At 62.4% G+C, this 18,196-nt stretch carries 17 protein-coding genes; 5 read left to right on the top strand and 12 right to left on the bottom strand.

What is annotated here, in order from left to right; genetic code table 11:
- Positions 1 to 13: 13 nt before the first annotated feature.
- Genes NKI35_RS12265 through NKI35_RS12280 form a run of 4 tightly spaced genes read right to left on the bottom strand, consistent with a single transcriptional unit; the run spans position 14 to position 3,787 of the window.
- Positions 14 to 805 carry an ABC transporter permease gene (locus tag NKI35_RS12265; protein WP_023703703.1) on the bottom strand — a complete coding sequence of 264 codons (792 nt, stop codon included), beginning with the start codon at positions 803 to 805 and terminating at the stop codon, positions 14 to 16.
- Positions 798 to 1,685: an ABC transporter permease gene (locus tag NKI35_RS12270; RefSeq protein WP_023703702.1), complete on the bottom strand. Its 888-nt coding sequence runs from the start codon at positions 1,683 to 1,685 to the stop codon at positions 798 to 800. The genes NKI35_RS12265 and NKI35_RS12270 overlap by 8 nt, the downstream gene beginning before the upstream one ends.
- Positions 1,682 to 2,719: an ABC transporter ATP-binding protein gene (locus tag NKI35_RS12275; RefSeq protein ID WP_023700444.1), complete on the bottom strand. Its 1,038-nt coding sequence runs from the start codon at positions 2,717 to 2,719 to the stop codon at positions 1,682 to 1,684. Before NKI35_RS12275 ends, NKI35_RS12270 begins: the two co-directional genes overlap by 4 nt.
- A gap of 27 nt (positions 2,720 to 2,746) precedes the next feature.
- Positions 2,747 to 3,787, bottom strand: a complete 1,041-nt coding sequence (locus NKI35_RS12280) for an ABC transporter substrate-binding protein (RefSeq protein WP_352740183.1) — start codon at positions 3,785 to 3,787, stop codon at positions 2,747 to 2,749.
- Positions 3,788 to 3,982: 195 nt separating this feature from the next.
- Between NKI35_RS12280 and NKI35_RS12285 the strand changes: the two genes are divergently transcribed.
- Complete coding sequence (locus NKI35_RS12285) at positions 3,983 to 4,981, top strand: LacI family DNA-binding transcriptional regulator (RefSeq protein WP_023739701.1); 999 nt, start codon at positions 3,983 to 3,985, stop codon at positions 4,979 to 4,981.
- 183 nt (positions 4,982 to 5,164) lie between these two features.
- On the opposite strand, the gene NKI35_RS12290 is transcribed toward NKI35_RS12285, so the two are convergent.
- The 8 genes from NKI35_RS12290 to speB all read right to left on the bottom strand — a co-directional run bounded on the left by NKI35_RS12290 (position 5,165) and on the right by speB (position 12,334).
- Positions 5,165 to 5,968, bottom strand: coding sequence for an ABC transporter permease (locus NKI35_RS12290; RefSeq protein ID WP_352740185.1), 804 nt, complete (start codon positions 5,966 to 5,968; stop codon positions 5,165 to 5,167).
- Positions 5,965 to 6,819, bottom strand: a complete 855-nt coding sequence (locus NKI35_RS12295; protein WP_023739700.1) for an ABC transporter permease — start codon at positions 6,817 to 6,819, stop codon at positions 5,965 to 5,967. Before NKI35_RS12295 ends, NKI35_RS12290 begins: the two co-directional genes overlap by 4 nt.
- Complete coding sequence (locus NKI35_RS12300) at positions 6,816 to 7,853, bottom strand: ABC transporter ATP-binding protein (RefSeq protein ID WP_023671274.1); 1,038 nt, start codon at positions 7,851 to 7,853, stop codon at positions 6,816 to 6,818. Before NKI35_RS12300 ends, NKI35_RS12295 begins: the two co-directional genes overlap by 4 nt.
- Positions 7,854 to 7,930: 77 nt before the next feature.
- Complete coding sequence (locus tag NKI35_RS12305) at positions 7,931 to 9,019, bottom strand: ABC transporter substrate-binding protein (protein WP_023671275.1); 1,089 nt, start codon at positions 9,017 to 9,019, stop codon at positions 7,931 to 7,933.
- Positions 9,020 to 9,087: 68 nt separating this feature from the next.
- The gene (locus NKI35_RS12310; protein ID WP_352740188.1) at positions 9,088 to 9,735 is read right to left on the bottom strand and encodes an amino acid ABC transporter permease; all 648 of its coding nucleotides are present in this window, start codon (positions 9,733 to 9,735) and stop codon (positions 9,088 to 9,090) included.
- Positions 9,732 to 10,388, bottom strand: a complete 657-nt coding sequence (locus NKI35_RS12315; protein ID WP_023683571.1) for an amino acid ABC transporter permease — start codon at positions 10,386 to 10,388, stop codon at positions 9,732 to 9,734. Before NKI35_RS12315 ends, NKI35_RS12310 begins: the two co-directional genes overlap by 4 nt.
- A gap of 6 nt (positions 10,389 to 10,394) precedes the next feature.
- A complete protein-coding gene (locus NKI35_RS12320; protein WP_352740190.1) occupies positions 10,395 to 11,189 on the bottom strand; it encodes a transporter substrate-binding domain-containing protein in 795 nt (264 codons plus the stop codon).
- 83 nt (positions 11,190 to 11,272) lie between these two features.
- Entirely contained in the window at positions 11,273 to 12,334 is a 1,062-nt protein-coding gene (speB, locus tag NKI35_RS12325) for an agmatinase (protein ID WP_023695895.1), read from the bottom strand.
- Between the two features lie 207 nt (positions 12,335 to 12,541).
- Here speB and gcvA point away from each other — a divergent pair, with 207 nt between their 5' ends.
- The 4 genes from gcvA (at position 12,542) to NKI35_RS12345 (ending at position 18,078) form a co-directional block, all read left to right on the top strand.
- On the top strand, positions 12,542 to 13,510 hold the full coding sequence (gene gcvA / locus NKI35_RS12330; RefSeq protein WP_023671280.1) for a transcriptional regulator GcvA: 969 nt from the start codon (positions 12,542 to 12,544) through the stop codon (positions 13,508 to 13,510).
- Between the two features lie 169 nt (positions 13,511 to 13,679).
- On the top strand, positions 13,680 to 14,984 hold the full coding sequence (pncB, locus tag NKI35_RS12335; protein WP_023683568.1) for a nicotinate phosphoribosyltransferase: 1,305 nt from the start codon (positions 13,680 to 13,682) through the stop codon (positions 14,982 to 14,984).
- A 191-nt stretch (positions 14,985 to 15,175) separates the two neighbouring features.
- Positions 15,176 to 16,618, top strand: a complete 1,443-nt coding sequence (locus NKI35_RS12340; RefSeq protein WP_352740192.1) for a hypothetical protein — start codon at positions 15,176 to 15,178, stop codon at positions 16,616 to 16,618.
- Positions 16,619 to 16,770: 152 nt separating this feature from the next.
- Entirely contained in the window at positions 16,771 to 18,078 is a 1,308-nt protein-coding gene (locus NKI35_RS12345) for an ABC transporter substrate-binding protein (RefSeq protein WP_352740194.1), read from the top strand.
- The last annotated feature ends 118 nt before the right edge of the window (positions 18,079 to 18,196 follow it).

Here is an 18,196-nt window from a genome sequence, read left to right on the forward strand (position 1 = left end):
TTTCCAATCTCGGTCAGGATTTTTGGCGAAGGGTCACGACGAGGACAACGACCACGACGATGACGGTCCACAAGGTCGAAATCGCCGCAATGGTCGGGTCGATCTGATCGCGCAGCGACAGGAACATGAGCTTCGGCAGCGTGCTGTTTTGACCACTCGCGACGAAGATCGAAATGACGGATTCATCGAGCGAGGTCAGGAAGGCCATCAGCGTGGCCGACAACAGACTTATCCGAAGTTGGGGGACAATTATTCCGCCAATGGCTCTTGCCCAGTTTGCGCCCAGGCTGCGCGCCGCCTGAACCTGGTTCCAGTCAAAGCGGGCCAAGGCGGGCACCAACACAATGCAGGCGACCGGAATGGCCAGCACCACATGTCCGACCAGGACACCGAACAGCGTTCCGACCAGACGTTGGGCCGCCAGAACAAAGAAGAGACCAATCGCGAGCAGGATTCCCGGCACGATAGAAGGGGTTAGCAGAATACCCTGAATGGCAATGGCGGCCTTTCCGCCGAGCCGATTTATCGAAATGCAGGCCAGCAGCCCCAGGGGCACTGCGATCATCGCCGTCAATGTGCCAAGGATCAGGCTCGTCCTGAGTGCGGCCATCCATGCCGCCGAACCGAAGAAAGCCTCGTACCAGCGCAACGAGTATGCGCGCGGCGGGAACTCCAAAAGATTGGACGCCGAAAAAGAGAGCGGCACGACGACGAGCGTCGGCAGCATCAGGAACGCCATAACGAGCGCGCAAAAGCTCCACAGGAGGATGCGGGCCAGCCTGCTATCTGGATAGGCTTCAAGCATGGGCTGTGCCGATGCTGCGTCCGGCAATCAGCCGCCGCGCAGCCAGGAACATCACCCCCACCAACGCCATTAGTACGAGGAGCAGGATGCCCAGGACGCTCGCCGAGCCCCAATCCTGGAAGGTCGATAGCGTGCGCTCGATCCGGGTGGAAAGAGGGTTTACCTTGCCGCCGCCAAGCACCGCGGGCGTGATGAAGAACCCTATGGTGTAAATGAAGACGATGATCGAACCCGAGAAGATGCCGCCGGCCGAAAGCGGCAGAATGACCGTGCGGATCGTTTGTCCGAGCGTGGCGCCCATGCTCGCCGACGCGCGAACGAGGTTTGCATCGATATCGCGCATCGCCGCATAAACGGGCAGCAGGAAGAGCGGCAGCATGTAGTGAACCATGCCGATGAGCGTTCCCGTTAAGTTGTAGACCAGCGGCAAGGGCTCAGCTGTCAGGCCTGAACCGGTCAAAGCCGCGTTGATCAGGCCATCGCGTCGCAACAGAACGAGCCAGCCATAGGTGCGCACCAGAATGGAGGTCCACAACGGCAGCATGACGAAGGCCATCAGCAAATTGGCCACCCTTGGTCTGGTGCTGGCCAGGGCGAGTGCCAAGGGGGTACCGAGTAGAATGCAGATCGCCAGCGTGCCCACGGACAGCTCAAGGGTGGTGACGAGTGCCGACCATGTCAGTCCGCTCGAAAGCACTTTCTCGTAGTTGCCGACGGTGTATTCACCCGCTGTGGTGAGGAAGGATTGCCGGATAATCCAGACGATGGGCAGGATTGCCGCCAGCCCAACGATCAAAAGCGCGGGCACTGAAAGCGACAGGAAGAACCGCCGCTCGCGTCGTGCGTCTGCCGCCAGCGCAGGATCGGCGATGACGGTCACGCTCCTGCTCCCGGTATCGCGTGAACTTTCGCTGCCGGTGCATATGCGGTCACTCGCTGACCGGTCGCAAGCTCGCCGCAGCCGCTGGCCATCGCCGCCGGAACGCAGACAAGAATCTCTTGCCCGCCGTCAAGCGCCAGCGTCAAAAGCCAGTTCTCGCCGCGAAACGCCTTGGCGCGCAGCGTTCCCTCGAGCGCCACCCCGTCTCGCCCGACGAGCTTCGCATCAAGATGGAAACTTTCGGCGCGGATCATCAGAGCTTCGCTTGATGCATCGGCGCCGTCTATTCTGCGCACCGCGCCCGGGGCCACAATGTTGGCCTCACCCATGAACTCAGCGACAAAGCGGGTCGATGGACGATCATAAATCCGCTGTGGCGTGTCGATCTGCTGAATACGGCCGGAATTCATCACCGCGACCCGGTCTGACATGATCAGTGCTTCGCGCTGGTCATGCGTCACATAAATCGTGGTGATCCCCAGATCATCGTGCAGACGCCGGATCTCGTACTGCATGGTTTCGCGCAAATTCTTGTCGAGCGCCGACAACGGCTCGTCCATCAGCATCACGCGCGGCTCGAAGACGATCGCCCGCGCTAACGCAACCCGCTGGCGCTGGCCGCCGGACAATGCGGCAATGTTGCGCTCCGCCAAACCTTCGAGCTTCACGCGGTCCAAAGTGTCGAGCGCCCGCTGGCGGGCGTCGGCTTTCGGTACCTTGCGCAGCACCAGCGGATACTCAACATTTGCCAGAACGTTCATGTGGGGAAACAGGGCGTAGTTCTGGAAGACTATGCCGATGTTGCGCCTGTTCGGGGCCAGGCGGGTAATGTCGCGATCGCCCAACAGAAGTCTACCGGAATCCGGCCGGACAAAGCCGGCCAGAGCCATGAGCAGCGTGGTCTTGCCCGATCCCGATGGCCCCAGCAGCGTGAGGAATTCGCCAGCCCGAATGTCGAGCGAGACATCGTCCAGCGCGACGTAAGATCCATAGGTCTTGCGCACGCTGTCGATGGTGATCGGGAGCGACTTCATCATGTGCTCAAGCCTTAGAGCTGAGACTCAGCGGGCCATCATCTCATCGAAGGCTTTTTGGGCAGCCTCGCCATTCCTGACCCACCATTCTGAATTCGAAAACACCGAAGTGCCGGCATTTTCAGGCGCGGTCGCCAGCGTCTTGAGACGGTCCTCGGGGATAAGGCCACCCTCATAGCCAGCAGGATTGACCGGGCCATAGGCTATGAAGTCGGTCAGCTTCGCCACGCGCGCGGGCTGTGTCATCGCTGCGATGAGCTTCATAGCTGCTTCCTTGTTCGGCGCCCCTTTCGGCACCGCAAGACAGTCGGTGCCAATGACGGAACCCTTGAACGTGTAGTCGGCCGCGCCGCCATCTGCTTTTACGGTTTGGGCCCGCCCGTTCCAGGTAACGACCAAATCCGCCTCACCATCTTTCAGCAACTGCGCCGACTGCGCTCCCGAGGTCCACCAAACGGCGACATTCGGCTTGAGTGCTTCGAGCCGCTTGATAGCGCGATCCAGACCCTCTGGCGTGCTGAGAACGGGATAGACGTCCGCCGGTGCTACGCCATCGGAGAGCAGCGCGATCTCGATCGAGTCCTGGGCATTGGCACGCAGCGCACGACGGCCGGGGAATTTGGCAAGGTCCCAGAACTCCGCCCATGTCTTCGGCGGGTTTTCGCCATAGGTCTTGGTGTTCCACGACAAGACGGTGCCATAGGAGTCGAATGGATAGCAGTAGTCGGACTTTGCGCCGTCCGGCACGGCCTTTGGGTCGATGATCGTGTAGTCGAGCGGCTCCAGCAGCGACTGTGCGGCGGCCTGCGCGCCCTCCGGTGAGCCCAGGTGAATGACGTCGGTTGTGACCGCGCCCGAGGTAACCTGCATCTTCAGGGCGGCCAAGCCGTCGCTGAGGGTCTCCTCGCCGACATCATAGCCAAGCTCTTTTGCAGCGGGGCCCCACATGGCTTCCTTCATGGCGTTGCCATAATCGCCGCCCGCGGTCGTGATGGTGACTGATTGGGCATAGACCGGCACGGCGGCCGAGAATGCGAATGCCGCCAAGGAAATGCGTAACCAAGACATAGGTTCTCCTCCCTAGAATTTGTTGAGACGCGCTAAAAATGGCCAATTCTTGCCAATCGTAACGTTACGATTGCATCCAATTGCAGGAGAGTCAAGCTGCTTTAGCGAGAGCTTGGATTGACCGTGAGGTGGAATTCGGTCACGTAGTGGAAGTCAGCAAATCAGCCGGCGCTTTCGCAAATGAGGTCGGGCGACATGACCAACCTGAAACAGATCGCGGCGGAACTTTCCCTTTCGGTGACCACGGTATCCCGCGCGCTGAAGGATGGGCCGGAGGTTCATCCCGCCACCATCGCTCGCGTCAAGGAAGTGGCGCAGCGGGTCGGCTATGTGCCAAATCATCATGGCTTCGCGCTCAAAACTGGCCGCACGCTGACGATGACAGCAATCTACCCGATGGAAACACAAGATCATCTGTCCGATCTGTTGAAGCTTCCGTTAATCGAAGGCATGACGCTGGCGGCGCGGCAAGCGGGTTATAGTCTATCCATCTACTCCACCACGCCCGATGATGACCCCATCGAGAGTGTGCAGCGACAGCTTCAGGCGGGCAGCACAGACGGACTGATTATCACGCGCATGGTCTCGGGTGATCCACGCGTTAAGCTATTGCTGGATAGAGGCATGCCATTCGTCGCGTTTGGAAGAACTGACCTGGATACAGCATATCCTTATGTCGACATCGACAATGAACAGATTGCCTACGAGGCGACCCGGCGGCTCGTGGACAAGGGCTGCCGACGCATTGCGCTGCAACTTCTCGTTCCGGGCGACCAGGCGAGTGCCATGCGTCTTTCCGGGTATGGAAGGGCAATGGCCGAGGCTGGTATTCCGATCGACCAGTCGCTGATCGGTCATGGAATGTTCACCATGGAATCGAGCGCAGCCTGGTTCGATCGCATGCTGGCCTGGTCAGATCCGCCGACGGGCTTGGCTTGCGCCAACGAACTGGGCCTTTTGGGGGCACTACACGCTCTTGGCAGAAGAGGTCTCGCGCCAGGGAGTGACATCCACATTGTCACTCGGGACAGCACGCGGCTGTCACGTTTCTTGCCTGCGAAGATCGGCGTTCATTTCGTGGACATAGCGGGTGTCGGACGCAAACTTGTCGAAGTCCTGGAGAGCCGGATCGTCAATCCCCTCGGGCCGGTGGAGACGGTCTTGTTCAAAGGTGAGTTCGACCCTGGCGAATAGTCGGGCGAAGAAGTCAGTTGTCCGCTTTCGAGGAGCACTTAGGTTCACCCCTGAGTCCGAGATGAGGCGCGAAGCTGCCGCCTGCGCGAGTGCATAGGGTGCACTCAGCACCTTCATGGCATTGGTGGTCTGAGCAGCGATCGAGGGGTGCTGTACTGGTGCTGTTACTTAGAATGATTGCGCTCAGCTCCCGTCGGACGACATCGCGCCGAGCAATCTGCGAATATCGCCGAACCTGGCGATCGAGCCGAACACCAGTGTCGCCACCGCGACGAAGAACACCGACACCGAAGCCATGGTCGGTGTGTAGCCGTAGCGCAGCGCGTTGAAGATCTTGATCGGCAGCGTCTCGGTGGTGAAGCCGATCGTCATGTAGGCGACGATGTATTCGTTGAGCGACAAGACGAAGGCGAAGGCGTAGCCCGAGACGAGGTAGGGCAGGATCAGCGGCAGCACCACGGTCTTCAGCACCGTGCGGTCGTCGGCGCCCATGGTGGCGGCGGCCTCTACCAGCGAGCGGTCGATCGAGGCAAAGCCCAGCGACAGCGTCACCAGCGGCAGCGTCACGAAGAAGATAGCGTGGCTGATGATGGCGGTGAAGAACTGGCCGAACAGCCCGACCGTCGCCCAGAAGGAGAGGAAGCCGAGCGCGGTGATGACCGGCGGCAGGATGAAGGGCGCGAGGCCCAGCACCTGAAAAATGTTTGCCCATGGCGCGATGCGCCGCCACAGGAACCAAGCCAGCGGCAGCGCCACCGCCACGGCAATCGCGGCCGAGCAGACGGCCAGCGTCACCGAATGGATCAGCGCCAGCCGCCATTCCGGATCGGTGAAGATCTGGGCGTACCAGGCGAGCGAGAAACCGACCGGCGGGAAGGAGAGCTCCTGGCGCGAATTGACCGACACGCCGGCGACGACGATCAGCGGCGCCGCCAGAAACAAAGCGACGATGGTGAAATAGACACGGCGCAGCAAGGTCGCGGTCATAGGGCGTTCTCCCTTCGTCCGACGAGCAGCGTCAGTCCGACCAGCGCCAGCGAGATCAGCACCAGGAACACCGCCATTGCGGCCGCGAACGGCATGTTGGACTGGTAGATCGCCTGGTCGGTGATCAGCACCGACAGCGTCCAGTGCTGCGGCCGTCCCAGAATCTGCGGCAAAAGATACGAGCCGAGGGCGAACACGAAGACCATGATCAGTGTCGCCACAATGGTGTTGCGCAATGCCGGCGCGACGACGTTGAAGAAGGCGCGGATCGGCGAGGCGCCGAGCGTGCGCGCTGCCTCGAGCAATGTCGGGTCGAGGCGCACGAGGGCGGGGTACAGCACCAGGATCGTATAGGGCAGCGCCTGGTAGACCATGCCGGTCAGCACCGCGCCAAAGGTCGGCAGCAGCGCCACCGGCTTGTCCATCAGCCCGATCGACACGAACAAATTGGTGATGCCGGCGGTGCGCGAAAACAGCGTCGACCAGGCAAAGCCGATAATGACTTCCGACAGCGACAGCACCGACAGGAGGCCGACCAGCCACAGCGTCTGCACGCGGCGCGGCCGGCGGGTCAAAAGGTAGGTGAAGGGAAAGGCGATGGCCACGCAGCAGACGGCGACCAGCACCGCCAGCAGCAGCGAAAAGCCGAGCACGCCGCCGAAGAACACCGACAGGAAGCGGGCGTAATTGTCGAACACGAAATCCGGCGTGTAGAAACCGGACGGGTTGCGCTTGAAGAAGCTCACCGCGATCATCGTCGAGAAGGGCACGACGAAGAAGACTATCAGCATCAGCGCCGGAAAGAACAGTGGCGTATAGTCGGCTATGGACTTCGGGGCTTCGCGTCTCATGCGCCGAGCACCACGCAGCTTGCCGGTGGCAGCGTGACCCCGACCTTGGCGCCGACCGGCACGTCATGCCGCTCGCGCGGCGTCGTCACCGCAATGATGCTGGTGCCGCCGACGTCGACGAAGGTCTCGATGGTGCCGCCGAGATCGCGAACGAAGCTCACCTCTCCGGTAATGGCCGAGCCGCCGGGGCTGCCCAGATGCACGTCCTCCGGGCGGACCGAAACAGACGCTTTGGTCTGACCCGCCGGCATGGCAAGACCTGGAATGGCTGTGCCCAGAATGGTGGTACGCCCGGTGCTGTCGATCTCGGCCGGCAGCAGATTGGTGATGCCGATGAAGTCGGCGACGAAGGCGTCGGCCGGCTTGCGGTAGATCTCGATCGGCGGCGCCGCCTGCAGGATTCTGCCGTGGCCCATGACGACGACCAGGTCGGCCATGGTCATGGCTTCGCGCTGGTCGTGGGTGACGACGATGGTGGTGATGCCCAACCGCTGCTGCAACTGGCGCAGTTCCACCTGCATGGCCTCGCGCAATTTGGCGTCGAGCGCCGACAGCGGCTCGTCGAGCAGGAACAGTTTCGGCGACAGCGCCAAGGCCCGCGCAATTGCCACGCGCTGGCGCTGACCGCCCGACAGTTTGGCCACCGGACGGTCGGCAAAGCCGGTCAGATGGATGAGGCCCAGCAACTCGTCGACGCGTTTCTTCTGCTCCTCCTTCGAGGCGCCGCGAATGCGCAGCGCATAGGCGATGTTGTCGCCGACGGAGAGATGCGGAAACAGCGCCAGCGACTGGAACACCATGCCGAGATTGCGCTTGTGCGTCGGCAAAGGCGTGATGTCCTCGCCGTCGAGCACGATGGCGCCGCTGGTCGGCTCCTCAAGTCCGGCAATCATGCGCAGCAGCGTGGTCTTGCCGCAGCCCGACGGGCCGAGCAGACACACGAACGTGCCATGCGGCACGTTGAGCTGGACATTGTCGACGGCGGCGAAGTTGCCGAATTTTTTGGTGACGGCGTTGATGTCTAGTCCGGACATGCTCATCCCTTGGAGGGTTTGCTAAGGGGCCGCCGGACTATGCCGGCGGCCGCTGTGGTTCAGACGGATCGAACGGCTCAGCCGACGATCAGCTCGGTCCACTTCTGGTTGATCCAGTCGGCCTTCGACGTATAGAGGTCGTAGCGCGGGATGATCGGGTCGATATCCGACGACACCGCGGCGAACTCTTCCGGCTTGAGGTCGAGCACCTCTTTCTTCAGCGTCGGCGTGGTGCCGACCTTGCGCGACATCAGGCCCTGCATCGACGGCTGGCTCATATAGTCGATGAAGGCATGCGCCTCGTCGACCTTGGTCGAGGCGCGCGACAGCACCCAATTGCCGGAATCCTGGATGCCGCCTTCCTTCGGGAAGGTCGAGCGGACATGGAAGCCGTCGGCGACCGCGAGGCCGGTGACGTCGTGATAATACTGGCCCATCGGGATCTCGCCCGACTTCAGCGCCTGCTCGAACTGCGCCTCGTCGCGATACCACAGCCGGACATTCGGCTTGAGCTCGGCGAGCTTTTCGAACGCCTTGTTCAGTCCGTCCTCGGTGTCGAGCGCATTGGTGCCGCCCATGAAGGTCTTGGCTGTCACTTCGAGCAGGAACGAGTTCGAGGCAAGCGCCAGGAGGCCAAGCTTGTCCTCATTGGCCTTGTCCCACAGCGTCTCCCATGAGGTCGGCGCATCCTTGTAGACATCGGTGTTGGAGACCAGCGTGATCCACCAGGCGACGGCGCCGATGCCGGCGACCCGGCCATCCGGATATTTGTTGACGAAGCGCGGCAAGAGGTCGTTGTAGTGCTTGAACTTCGACGTATCGAGCGGCGTCCATAATTCGGTCGACTGGCCCTTCAGCGTCGAGGTCTGCGACATCATCGAAAGGTCGGCCGGCGCCTGGCCTGCCTTGGACGCCTGTTCGAGCTGCACCAGCCAGGCTTCGCCGGTCGGCTCGGCGACCGATTCCACTGCAATGCCGGTGGCCTTGGTGAAATCTGGGAAGACGTGCTCGTCAAAGGATTTCTTGAAATAGCCGCCATAGACGCCGACCTTCAGCGACTTGTCCTGCGCGCGCAGGATCGACGGCATGGCGAGCACGCCGGCTGTAGCGAGGCCCGCACCAAGCACGCCGCGCCGTGTCAGGGATTTTCCGATCAGTCTGTTCATCTGGTTTCTCCTCAGTTGATGCCGTTCTATTCCGGCAGGTTCCCTTCACGCACTGTCGCCGCCTGGCGTCAGTGGGCCGCCGCTCGTTGTTCGAGCGTACGGGCGTATTGCGTCAGTGGAAAGCACATGACGAAGAAGATCAGCGCCACCAGCCCGTAGACCTTGAACGGTTCGAAGGTGGCGTTGTTGATGGCGTTGGAGGTTCTGACCAGCTCCTCGAAGCCGATGATCGAGGTCAGCGCCGTCGATTTGATCAACTGCACCAGGAAGCCGACGATCGGCGCCCTTGTGATCGAGAACGCCTGCGGCAGGATGATCAGCCTGAGCTCCTGCAGACGGTGCAGCCCAAGGCTGGCGCCAGCGTCCCACTGCCCGCGCGGCAGCGCATCGACGCCGCTGCGCCAGATCTCGGCCAGATAGGCGCTGGCGAAGAAGGTCAGGCCGAGCACCGCTGCCGTCCATGGCTCGATGCGCAGGCCGAGCATCGGCAGGCCGAAGAACATCAGGAACAGCTGCATCAACAGCGGCGTTCCCTGGAACAGGGCGATGTAGCCGGAAGCGATGCGCCGGCTCCATTTATTTTCGGCGATGCGGAATAACAGCACGATCAGCCCTACCACCGCCCCGCCGACAAAGGCCGCCAGCGACAACAGCACCGTCCAGCGGGCGGCGAGCAGCAGATTGCGAACGATGTCCCAGAAGGTGAATTCGATCATGTGACACCTGCCCCCAATACGCGGCGCCCGCCTGTGACCAGCAGCCGGCGCAAGGCCATGGACAGGACGAGGTAGACCAGGGTCACGACGAAATAGGTTTCGAAGGAGCGGAAGGTGCGGGCTTGCAGCATGTCGGCCTCATAGGTCAGCTCACGCACGGCGATCTGCGACACCACGGCCGATTCCAGCATCATGATGACGATCTGGCTGGTCAGCGCCGGATAGATCACCTTGAGCGCCTGCGGCAGCACGATCTTGACAAACACCTGGCGTGGCCGAAGCCCGAGTGCCAAGGCGGCTTCCGTCTGTCCGCCGGGCACGGCATCGAGACCGGCGCCGACGATTTCAATGGTGTAGGCCGCCATGTTGAGCGTCATTGCCAACATGGCTGCCAGGATCGGATCGAGCCTTATGCCGAGGCTGGGCAGTCCGAAGAAGATGAAGAACAGCTGCACCAGGAACGGCGTGTTGCGCATCACCTCGACATACACCGCGATGGCGCGCTTCACGAATACCGGGCCGTTGCGCCGGCCGGCAGCGCCCAGGATGCTAAGCAGCGTGCCCACGAGCGTGGTCACGACGATCAACAGGATCGTCGTGGCCGCGCCGCGCGCGATGTCGCCCACAGCACCTGGGAGCCAGGCAAAAGCCACGAGAACTCAATCCTTGAGGTTGTCGGGATTGAGCGGCGTCTTCAGCCAGGCCTTCGAGCTCTCGTCGAGCTTGCCGTTGGCCAGCATCTTGGCAACCGCATCATTGACCGCCGTCTTCAGCCGGTCCTCTTTTTTGTTGAGGCCGATATGCGAGGGCGAGGTCAAGAGCTGGAACTTCTGCTCCGGCTTCAGCGCGTCCTGCTTGGCCAGCACCTGGGCGCCGACATCATTGCCGACCACCATCAGCTGGGTCTGGCCGGAGATGAAGGCCTGGATGACGGAGTTGTAGTTGTCGAAGCGCTTGATGTCGGCCGATGCCGGCGCCGCTTCGGTCAGCGACGTATCCTCCAGCGTGCCGCGATTGACGGCGATCGACTTTTCGGCGAGATCTTCCTTGCCTTTGATCGAAAGCGCTGCCGGACCGATGACGGCGATGTAGTAGGGCGCATAGGCGGCGGCGAAATCGATCACCTCCTCGCGCTCCTTGGAATAGCCGACGCTCATCAGGATATCGACGCGCTTGTCGGTGAGATACGGGATGCGGTTCTGGCCGGTGACGCTGACTAGATTGAGCTTCACCTTGAGTGAATCGGCGATCGCCTGCGCGACGTCGACGTCGTAACCCTTGATGCTCATATCGGCGCTGGCCGAGGAGAAGGGCGGAAAGTCGGAGAAGATGCCGACATTGATGGCGCCGGCCTTGGTGATGTCGTCGACGGCGTCGGCATTGGCCTGGGAGGCGAAGCCGAGGCCGGCGAGCATCAGCGCAGCGGCGATGGTTGATTTCATATGGATTGTCATTGGTATTCCCCTTCTGGAAGCTTGTTTGTTTTGGAAACGGCCGCCGGCTCCAGCGCGGCGGCCGCCTTTGCATGTGAAATCCGTCAGGCCCCCTTGCCGGTGATCGCCGGGCTGAACACCATCAGGCTCAGGATCTCGAACAGGACCTGGGCGCCGACATGGGCGGTGTTGGTGGTCGCGTCATATTGCGGCGCCACCTCGACGACATCGCCGCCGACAATGTTGAGACCTTTCAAGCCGCGCAGCAGTTCGAGCACCTCGCGCGTCGTCAGGCCGCCTATTTCCGGCGTGCCGGTACCCGGCGCGAAGGCCGGATCGACACTGTCGACGTCGAAGGAAATGTAGGTCGGGCCGTCGCCGACTATTCTGCGCGCCTTCTCGATGATGGCCGGAATGCCGAGACCCGTCACCTCTTCGGCATGCACGACCGTCATGCCGGATTCATAGGTGAACTCCCACAGATACTCCGCCGAGCCGCGGATGCCGATCTGGATGGTGCGGGTGGGGTCGAGCACGCCGTCCAGCACCGCGTTACGGAACGGTCCGCCATGATGGAACTTGGTCATGTCGAACAGCCCGCTTGTGTCGCAATGAGCGTCGATGTGGATCATGCCGACCGGCGCCTTTTTGCCGACCGCCTTCAGGATCGGATGGCTGATCGAGTGGTCGCCGCCGACCGAAAGCGGCAGCACGCCGGCATCGACGATCTGGTTGGTGCGGCGCTCGATGTCTTCGTGGCTGACCTCCAGCCGGTAGCGGCTGCGGAACGGCGTATCGCCGATGTCGGCGACGCGCAGCTCATGCGTCGGCGCGCATTCCAGCACATGATTGTAAGGGCCGATGCGCTCGATGGCGCGCAGCGCCCTTGGCCCGAAGCGCGAGCCGGGCCGGTTGGTGACGCCGAGATCCATCGGCACGCCGATGATCGCCACCTGCAAATCGCCGAAATCCGGATTGTCGGCAGCGATTTCACGGTAGGGCGCGGCGAGGAAGGTCGGGATGCCGGCATAGGGCGCGAGTCGGGTGCCGCTCTTGGAGAAGATCTTGTCGGCGACCTTGCGGAACTTCGGGTCGAACATCTCGCCGCCATGGCTCTCGCCATATTTGCGGCGCAGCGCGTCGAGCTTGCCTCTGTCATAACCCATGTCGGTCTCCTCCTGCCGGGCTGGTGCATGCGGCAGCGTCTGCAAACTGACCATCATCCGGCCGGGTCGCTGTCCCGCTGGCTGCCTGTAGATTTCACGTCATTAATGCTGTTGACCTGCCAAAGTGTCCGGCAGCCGCATTGAAAAATCAATTGATATTGTTACGGTGCTGATTGTGAGAAAATCTCACAGAGTATCCGGTTGCTCATGGCCAAGCGTCTGCCCCCCTTGAATCCCTTGCGCGCCTTCGAGGCGACGGCGCGGCATGCCTCGCTGACCAAGGCGGCGAGTGAGCTCAACGTCACCCACGGCGCAATCAGCCACCAGATCAAGGCGCTCGAGCAATCACTCGGCGTAAAACTGTTCGAACGCACCGGACAGCGGGTAAAGCTCACCCCGCACGGCGCCGAATTGCTGCCGGCGGTCTCGACCGCCTTCGACGGCATCGCCGCCGCCACCCAGCGCATGACCAGACCAGCCAGCGCCGGTACGCTGTCGGTCTCCTGCGTGCCGGCGCTGCTGCTTCTGTGGATGACGCCGCGGCTCGGCAGCTTCATGGCGCAATATCCTGATATCAGGTTGACGCTGATCCCGTCCAACGACCCCAAGGACATCCGCGCCCCACAGGTCGATGTCTGCGTGCTCTATGGCGACGGCAGCTGGACCGATTGCTGGATGCGCAAATGGTCGGGCCTCGAACTGTTCCCGGTGGTCAGCCCGACGCTGATCAACAACCGGCCGCTCCGCATCTGCCGGGATCTTGCTGGCCATGTCATCCTGCATGGCGATGATGGCCGCGAATGGCACACCTGGCTGGCCGCCGCCGATGGGCTCGACCTCGAACGTGGCCGCCGCCACCATCTCGGCGACGCCCGTACGGCGATCGAAGCCGCGGTGCACGGACATGGCGTGGCGCTCGGCGATTCCGTCACCGCCAGCATGCTGCTCGCCAGGGGCCTGCTGGTGGCGCCGTTCAGCCTGTCGGTGCCGGCGGTCGATGATTTCTACGTCGTCTGCCGCAACGAGATGCGTTCGGCGCCTATCGTGCAATTGTTCGTCGACTGGCTGTTTGCCGAAAAGGAACAGGCCGACAGCCGGGCCGACGCGCCGGTGGCCGGCCGCATCGGCAGCCGCAGGAAGCGTCCGGCGCTGCGGGTGGTGGGCGCCAAGAGTTGAGGCTGGACCTGAGCGGCTGCTTTTTGTCGGGCCAGCCCGGAAAGCGGGAGGCGCTTTCAAAAATTCAATGCTAATAAGCTCTTGCCCGGCAATTCCAGGAAAACTGTGCGGCGGTTTCCCGTCCGGAATTGCGTAAGAAAGACGTGAGCAGCGAAGGCGACGGCAGGACATGGCAAGAACCGATATAGCGCGGCGCGTCTACAACCACACCTGGAAGCTGGACCCGATCGTCCGCAGCCTGCTCGACACCGATTTCTACAAGCTTCTGATGCTGCAGATGATCTGGGGCATGTACCCCAAGGTCGACGCCACCTTTTCGCTGATCAACCGCACCACCTCGGTGCGCCTGGCCGACGACATCGACGAAGGCGAATTGCGCGACCAGCTCGACCATGCCCGCACGCTGCGCTTCTCCAAAAAGGAGATGATCTGGCTTGGCGGTAACAATTTCTATGGCCGCAAGCAGATCTTCGAGCCGGAATTCCTCGCCTGGCTGGAAGGTTTTCGGCTGCCCGACTACGAGCTCTCCAAGCGCGACGGGCAGTACGAGCTCTCCTTCAGTGGCCCCTGGATGTACACTACGCTGTGGGAAATCCCGGCGCTGGCGATCATCAATGAGCTTCGCTCCCGCGCCGCCATGCGCGCCTTCGGTCCCTTCGCGCTTGACGTGCTCTATGCACGCGCCAAGGGGAAGATGTGGGCCAAGACCGAACGCTTGAAGGCGCTGCCCGGCATCCGCATCTCCGATTTCGGCACCCGCCGCCGCCATTCCTTCCTGTGGCAGCGCTGGTGCGTCGAGGCGCTCAAGGAAGGCATTGGCGAAGCCTTCACCGGCACCTCGAACGTGCTGCTGGCCATGGACAACGACCTCGAAGCGCTCGGCACCAACGCGCATGAATTGCCGATGGTTTTTGCCGCCCTTGCCAAGTCGGAAAAGGAATTGAAGGAATCGCCCTACAAGGTGCTGCAGGACTGGCAGCGCTATTATGGCGGCAACCTGCTGATCGTGCTGCCCGACGCTTTCGGCACCGCATCCTTCCTGCGCGACGCGCCGGACTGGGTCGCCGACTGGACCGGCTTCCGCCCCGACAGCGCGCCGCCGATCGAAGGCGGCGAAAAAATCATCGACTGGTGGCGCGAGAAGGGCAAGGACCCCAGGCAGAAGCTGCTGATCTTCTCCGACGGTCTCGAGGTCGAAACCATCGAGGAGACCTACAGGCACTTCAAGGGCAAGGTGCGCATGTCCTTCGGCTGGGGCACCAACCTCACCAACGATTTCGAAGGCTGCGCGCCGACCGAAACCAACAGCCTGGATGCGATATCGCTGGTCTGCAAGGTGACGGAGGCCAATGGCCGGCCGGCGGTGAAGCTGTCGGACAATCCGGCGAAAGCGACGGGCGACAAGAAGGAGATCGAGCGCTATCTCCGGATTTTTGGGGCGAAGGACCGCGTGGAGCAGCTGGTCAAGGTTTGAGGGTCGGCGGGTGCCTTGCTGGACGAAATGGAAATCGCGATAGCGTGAGTTCCCGCCCACCCCCCTCTGTCCTGCCGGACATCTCCCCCGCAAGGGGGGAGATTACCCCGTCATCTCCGCCTTCGCTAATCTCCGACGTTGCAAAGGAAGCGCCGGCAGGGCAACTGCCAATCTCCCCCCTTGAGGGGGAGATGTCCGGCAGGACAGAGGGGGGCGTCGTAGAGCGCGGCTGTCACCGGCCAACCCTTATCACCACCACCCTCACACTCCTCCCCACCCCTGCCTTCGCCCACGCCTCCGACCGCGGCCACGTCCTCCTGCTTCCCACCGGCTACTACATCGCCGGCGGCGCGCTTGCCGTCGCGGTCAGCTTCCTCGTCCTCGCCCTGCTGCCACCCGCAACCCTCGACCGCTTCTGGCGCCGCCGCTTACAACTTTTCACCTTCAGCGACACCGCCCGCACAATCATCAGCCTCATCTCCTTTGCCGGCTTCGCAACGCTCATCGCCGCCGGCCTGTTCGGCAGCCGCGACCCGCTCTCCAATCCGCTGTCGCTAACCATCTGGACGCTGCTCTGGGTCGGCCTTGCCATCGCGCAAGGCCTGTTCGGCGATCTCTGGTCGTGGCTGAATCCATGGTATGGCCCGCGGCGGATCGAAAGCCGCCTGTTCAAGTTTCGTGGCCGTGAGGGACAGGAATCGCGTTTGCCTTCATGGCTCGGCTGCTGGCCGGCCGTTATCCTGTTCTTCGCCTTCGCCTGGTTCGAGCTGATCTACCCGGCGCCCGACGACCCGGCGCGGCTTGCCTATGTCGCCGGCCTCTACTGGTTGCTTACCTTCATCGCCATGCTCGCCTTTGGCTACCGCGATTGGAGCCGGCGCGGCGAATTCCTGACGGTGTTCTTCGCCATGGTCGCTCGTTTCGCCATCGTCGAGCGCGATGAACACGGGCGGCTCGCTCTCTGCTGGCCGGGCTCAAAACTGCTCGGCGCAGCGCCCCTGCCGGCAAGCGGCATCGCTTTCCTGCTGCTCAGCCTGTCATCGGTGTCCTTCGACGGCCTGTCGAAAACCTTCTTCTGGCTCGGCCTGTTCGGCATCAACCCGCTGGAATATCCCGGCCGCACCGCGCTCATCGGCATAAGCAGCTTCGGCCTCGTGCTGACCTTCGTCCTGCTCGCGGCGGCATTCCTGCTGGCCGTCATACTCGGCCAGCGCCTTGCCGGCAGCCGACATTCCCACGGCGAGGCCGCCGGGCTGCTGGTCTGGTCGATCGTACCGATCGCGCTCGCCTATCATGTCGCGCACTATCTGACGGCGCTGCTGGTCGACGGCCAGTATGGGATTGCCGCTTTGTCCGACCCGTTCGCGCTGGGATGGAACCTGTTCGGCGCCGCCGACATGCAGATCGAGGCCGGCATCGTCGCCGGGGCCCACTCCGCCTGGTGGCTGTGGAACCTGCAGGCCGGCATCATCATCGCCGGGCACATGCTGGCGGTGCTCGTTGCCCATGGACTGGCCTGGCGACTGCACCAGGTGCCATCGCGCGCCGCCCTCAGCCAGTTGCCGCTCACCATGCTGATGATTGCCTACACGATCTTCGGCCTGTGGTTGCTTGCCACGCCGACGGCCGGATGAGACAAGCTGATCCACATGCCTTTGCGGAAAGCCCGCTTGCAAGCTCTGTGCTTTGGTGATTTAGTTTGTACACATGCAATTTCTGCCCCTCCTGCAAGGGAGTGGCCTTGCCTCGTTACAGACAGTCAAAACTCAAAAACAGGGGAACTGCCGTGACTGACAAGAATGGGTTTTTCGATCTCTCCAAATCATCCACCCTTAGCCGCCGCACCGCGCTGAAAGGTCTCGCCGCCGGCGCCGGGCTGACGCTCGCGCCCGGCTTCGTCCGCTACAGCCAGGCGCAGAGTTCGGCGCCAATCAAGATCGGCTTCCAGTCGCACCGCACCGGCATCGGCGCCGCCTATGGCCGCTGGTATGAAAAGACCAGTGCCGCCGCGGTCAAGGCGATCAACGACGCCGGCGGCATCAATGGCCGACCTGTCGAACTGGTGATCGAGGATGACGGCACCGATCCCGGCCGTGGCGCCGAGGTGGTCGGCAAGTTCGCCACCCAGCACAAGACCGACATCGTCTTCGGCACGCTGTTCTCGCATGTGGTGATCGGCTCGGCGCCGGCCGCCGGCGAAAACAAGATCCCGTATTTCGTCGTCAGCGAAGGCCACCACGTCGCTTCGACCAAGCTCAACCGCTACGTCTTCCAGCCTGGCATCACCGATGTGAAGAGCCAGATCCAGTCGATGGCGCCGTGGATCGCGGCCAATGCCGGCAAGAAGGTGACGCAGATCTTCCCGGATTTCGCCTTCGGCTACGACCATCGCGACTACCTGCCGCCGGCGCTGAAGGCGCAAGGCGCCGAGGTCATCGCCCAGATCGCCATCCCGCCGACAGAGTCGTCTTTCACGAAATACTTCCCGCAGATACCCGCCGAGACCGAAGTCATCTACCACGTGATGGTCGGCCCGGCCGTGCTCACCTTCGTCAAGGAACTCGGCGAGTTCTACGGCTCCAACCGGCCGCAACTGTTCGGCTTCATCGATTCGCTCGAAGCCACCGACATCAACAGCCCCGGCCTCGAATTTTTGGACGGCAGCCATTTCTGGGAAGGTTCGCCGCGCTATGCGCAGGCCAATGACTCGGCCGCCCAGAAAGCCTACCGCGCCGCTGTCGGCATCGACGACAATGGGGCTGCCGTCGGCGACCCCAAGGACGTCTCCACCGCCGCCCACATGTTCGGCTGCTGGGAGACGCTCTATGTCGTCAAGAAGGCGATGGAAGATGCCGGCTACAAGGGCCCGGAAGACCGCGCCAAGCTGGTCGAGGCGACCGAGGCTCTGACCGAATTCGCCGAAGGCCCGGAGCATCCGCAAGGCCCGAAGACCTTCAACGGCAAAATCCACCAGTGTTTTGGCATCCAGAACATCTCCAAGGTCGAAGGCGGCAAGATGAAGGTCGTCCACAAGACCAAGATCGAGGACGGGCTTTACGAGGCCGAAGGGGATTATACGACGCAGGCGCTGTGAGGCGCCTTACCCTCCCCCTTGTGGGGAGGGTCGGCACGCAAGCTTCGCACTTTTGGGCAGCTTGCGAGACGGGGTGGGGGTCGCGACGGCCCGTGCCCAACCCCCACCCGACCGCTGC

This window comes from Mesorhizobium sp. M0676 (assembly GCF_040320535.1).
GTDB lineage: Bacteria > Pseudomonadota > Alphaproteobacteria > Rhizobiales > Rhizobiaceae > Mesorhizobium.

Bases quoted from the DNA above. Each gene is read 5' to 3' on its own strand.
- NKI35_RS12265 (WP_023703703.1), bottom strand. From the start codon at position 805: ATGCTTGAAGCCTATCCAGATAGCAGGCTGGCCCGCATCCTCCTGTGG.
- NKI35_RS12275 (WP_023700444.1), bottom strand. From the start codon at position 2,719: ATGAAGTCGCTCCCGATCACCATCGACAGCGTGCGCAAGACCTATGGA.
- NKI35_RS12280 (WP_352740183.1), bottom strand. From the start codon at position 3,787: ATGTCTTGGTTACGCATTTCCTTGGCGGCATTCGCATTCTCGGCCGCC.
- NKI35_RS12285 (WP_023739701.1), top strand. From the start codon at position 3,983: ATGACCAACCTGAAACAGATCGCGGCGGAACTTTCCCTTTCGGTGACC.
- NKI35_RS12290 (WP_352740185.1), bottom strand. From the start codon at position 5,968: ATGACCGCGACCTTGCTGCGCCGTGTCTATTTCACCATCGTCGCTTTG.
- NKI35_RS12295 (WP_023739700.1), bottom strand. From the start codon at position 6,819: ATGAGACGCGAAGCCCCGAAGTCCATAGCCGACTATACGCCACTGTTC.
- NKI35_RS12300 (WP_023671274.1), bottom strand. From the start codon at position 7,853: ATGTCCGGACTAGACATCAACGCCGTCACCAAAAAATTCGGCAACTTC.
- NKI35_RS12305 (WP_023671275.1), bottom strand. From the start codon at position 9,019: ATGAACAGACTGATCGGAAAATCCCTGACACGGCGCGGCGTGCTTGGT.
- NKI35_RS12310 (WP_352740188.1), bottom strand. From the start codon at position 9,735: ATGATCGAATTCACCTTCTGGGACATCGTTCGCAATCTGCTGCTCGCC.
- NKI35_RS12320 (WP_352740190.1), bottom strand. From the start codon at position 11,189: ATGACAATCCATATGAAATCAACCATCGCCGCTGCGCTGATGCTCGCC.
- speB (WP_023695895.1), bottom strand. From the start codon at position 12,334: ATGGGTTATGACAGAGGCAAGCTCGACGCGCTGCGCCGCAAATATGGC.
- gcvA (WP_023671280.1), top strand. From the start codon at position 12,542: ATGGCCAAGCGTCTGCCCCCCTTGAATCCCTTGCGCGCCTTCGAGGCG.
- pncB (WP_023683568.1), top strand. From the start codon at position 13,680: ATGGCAAGAACCGATATAGCGCGGCGCGTCTACAACCACACCTGGAAG.
- NKI35_RS12340 (WP_352740192.1), top strand. From the start codon at position 15,176: ATGTCCGGCAGGACAGAGGGGGGCGTCGTAGAGCGCGGCTGTCACCGG.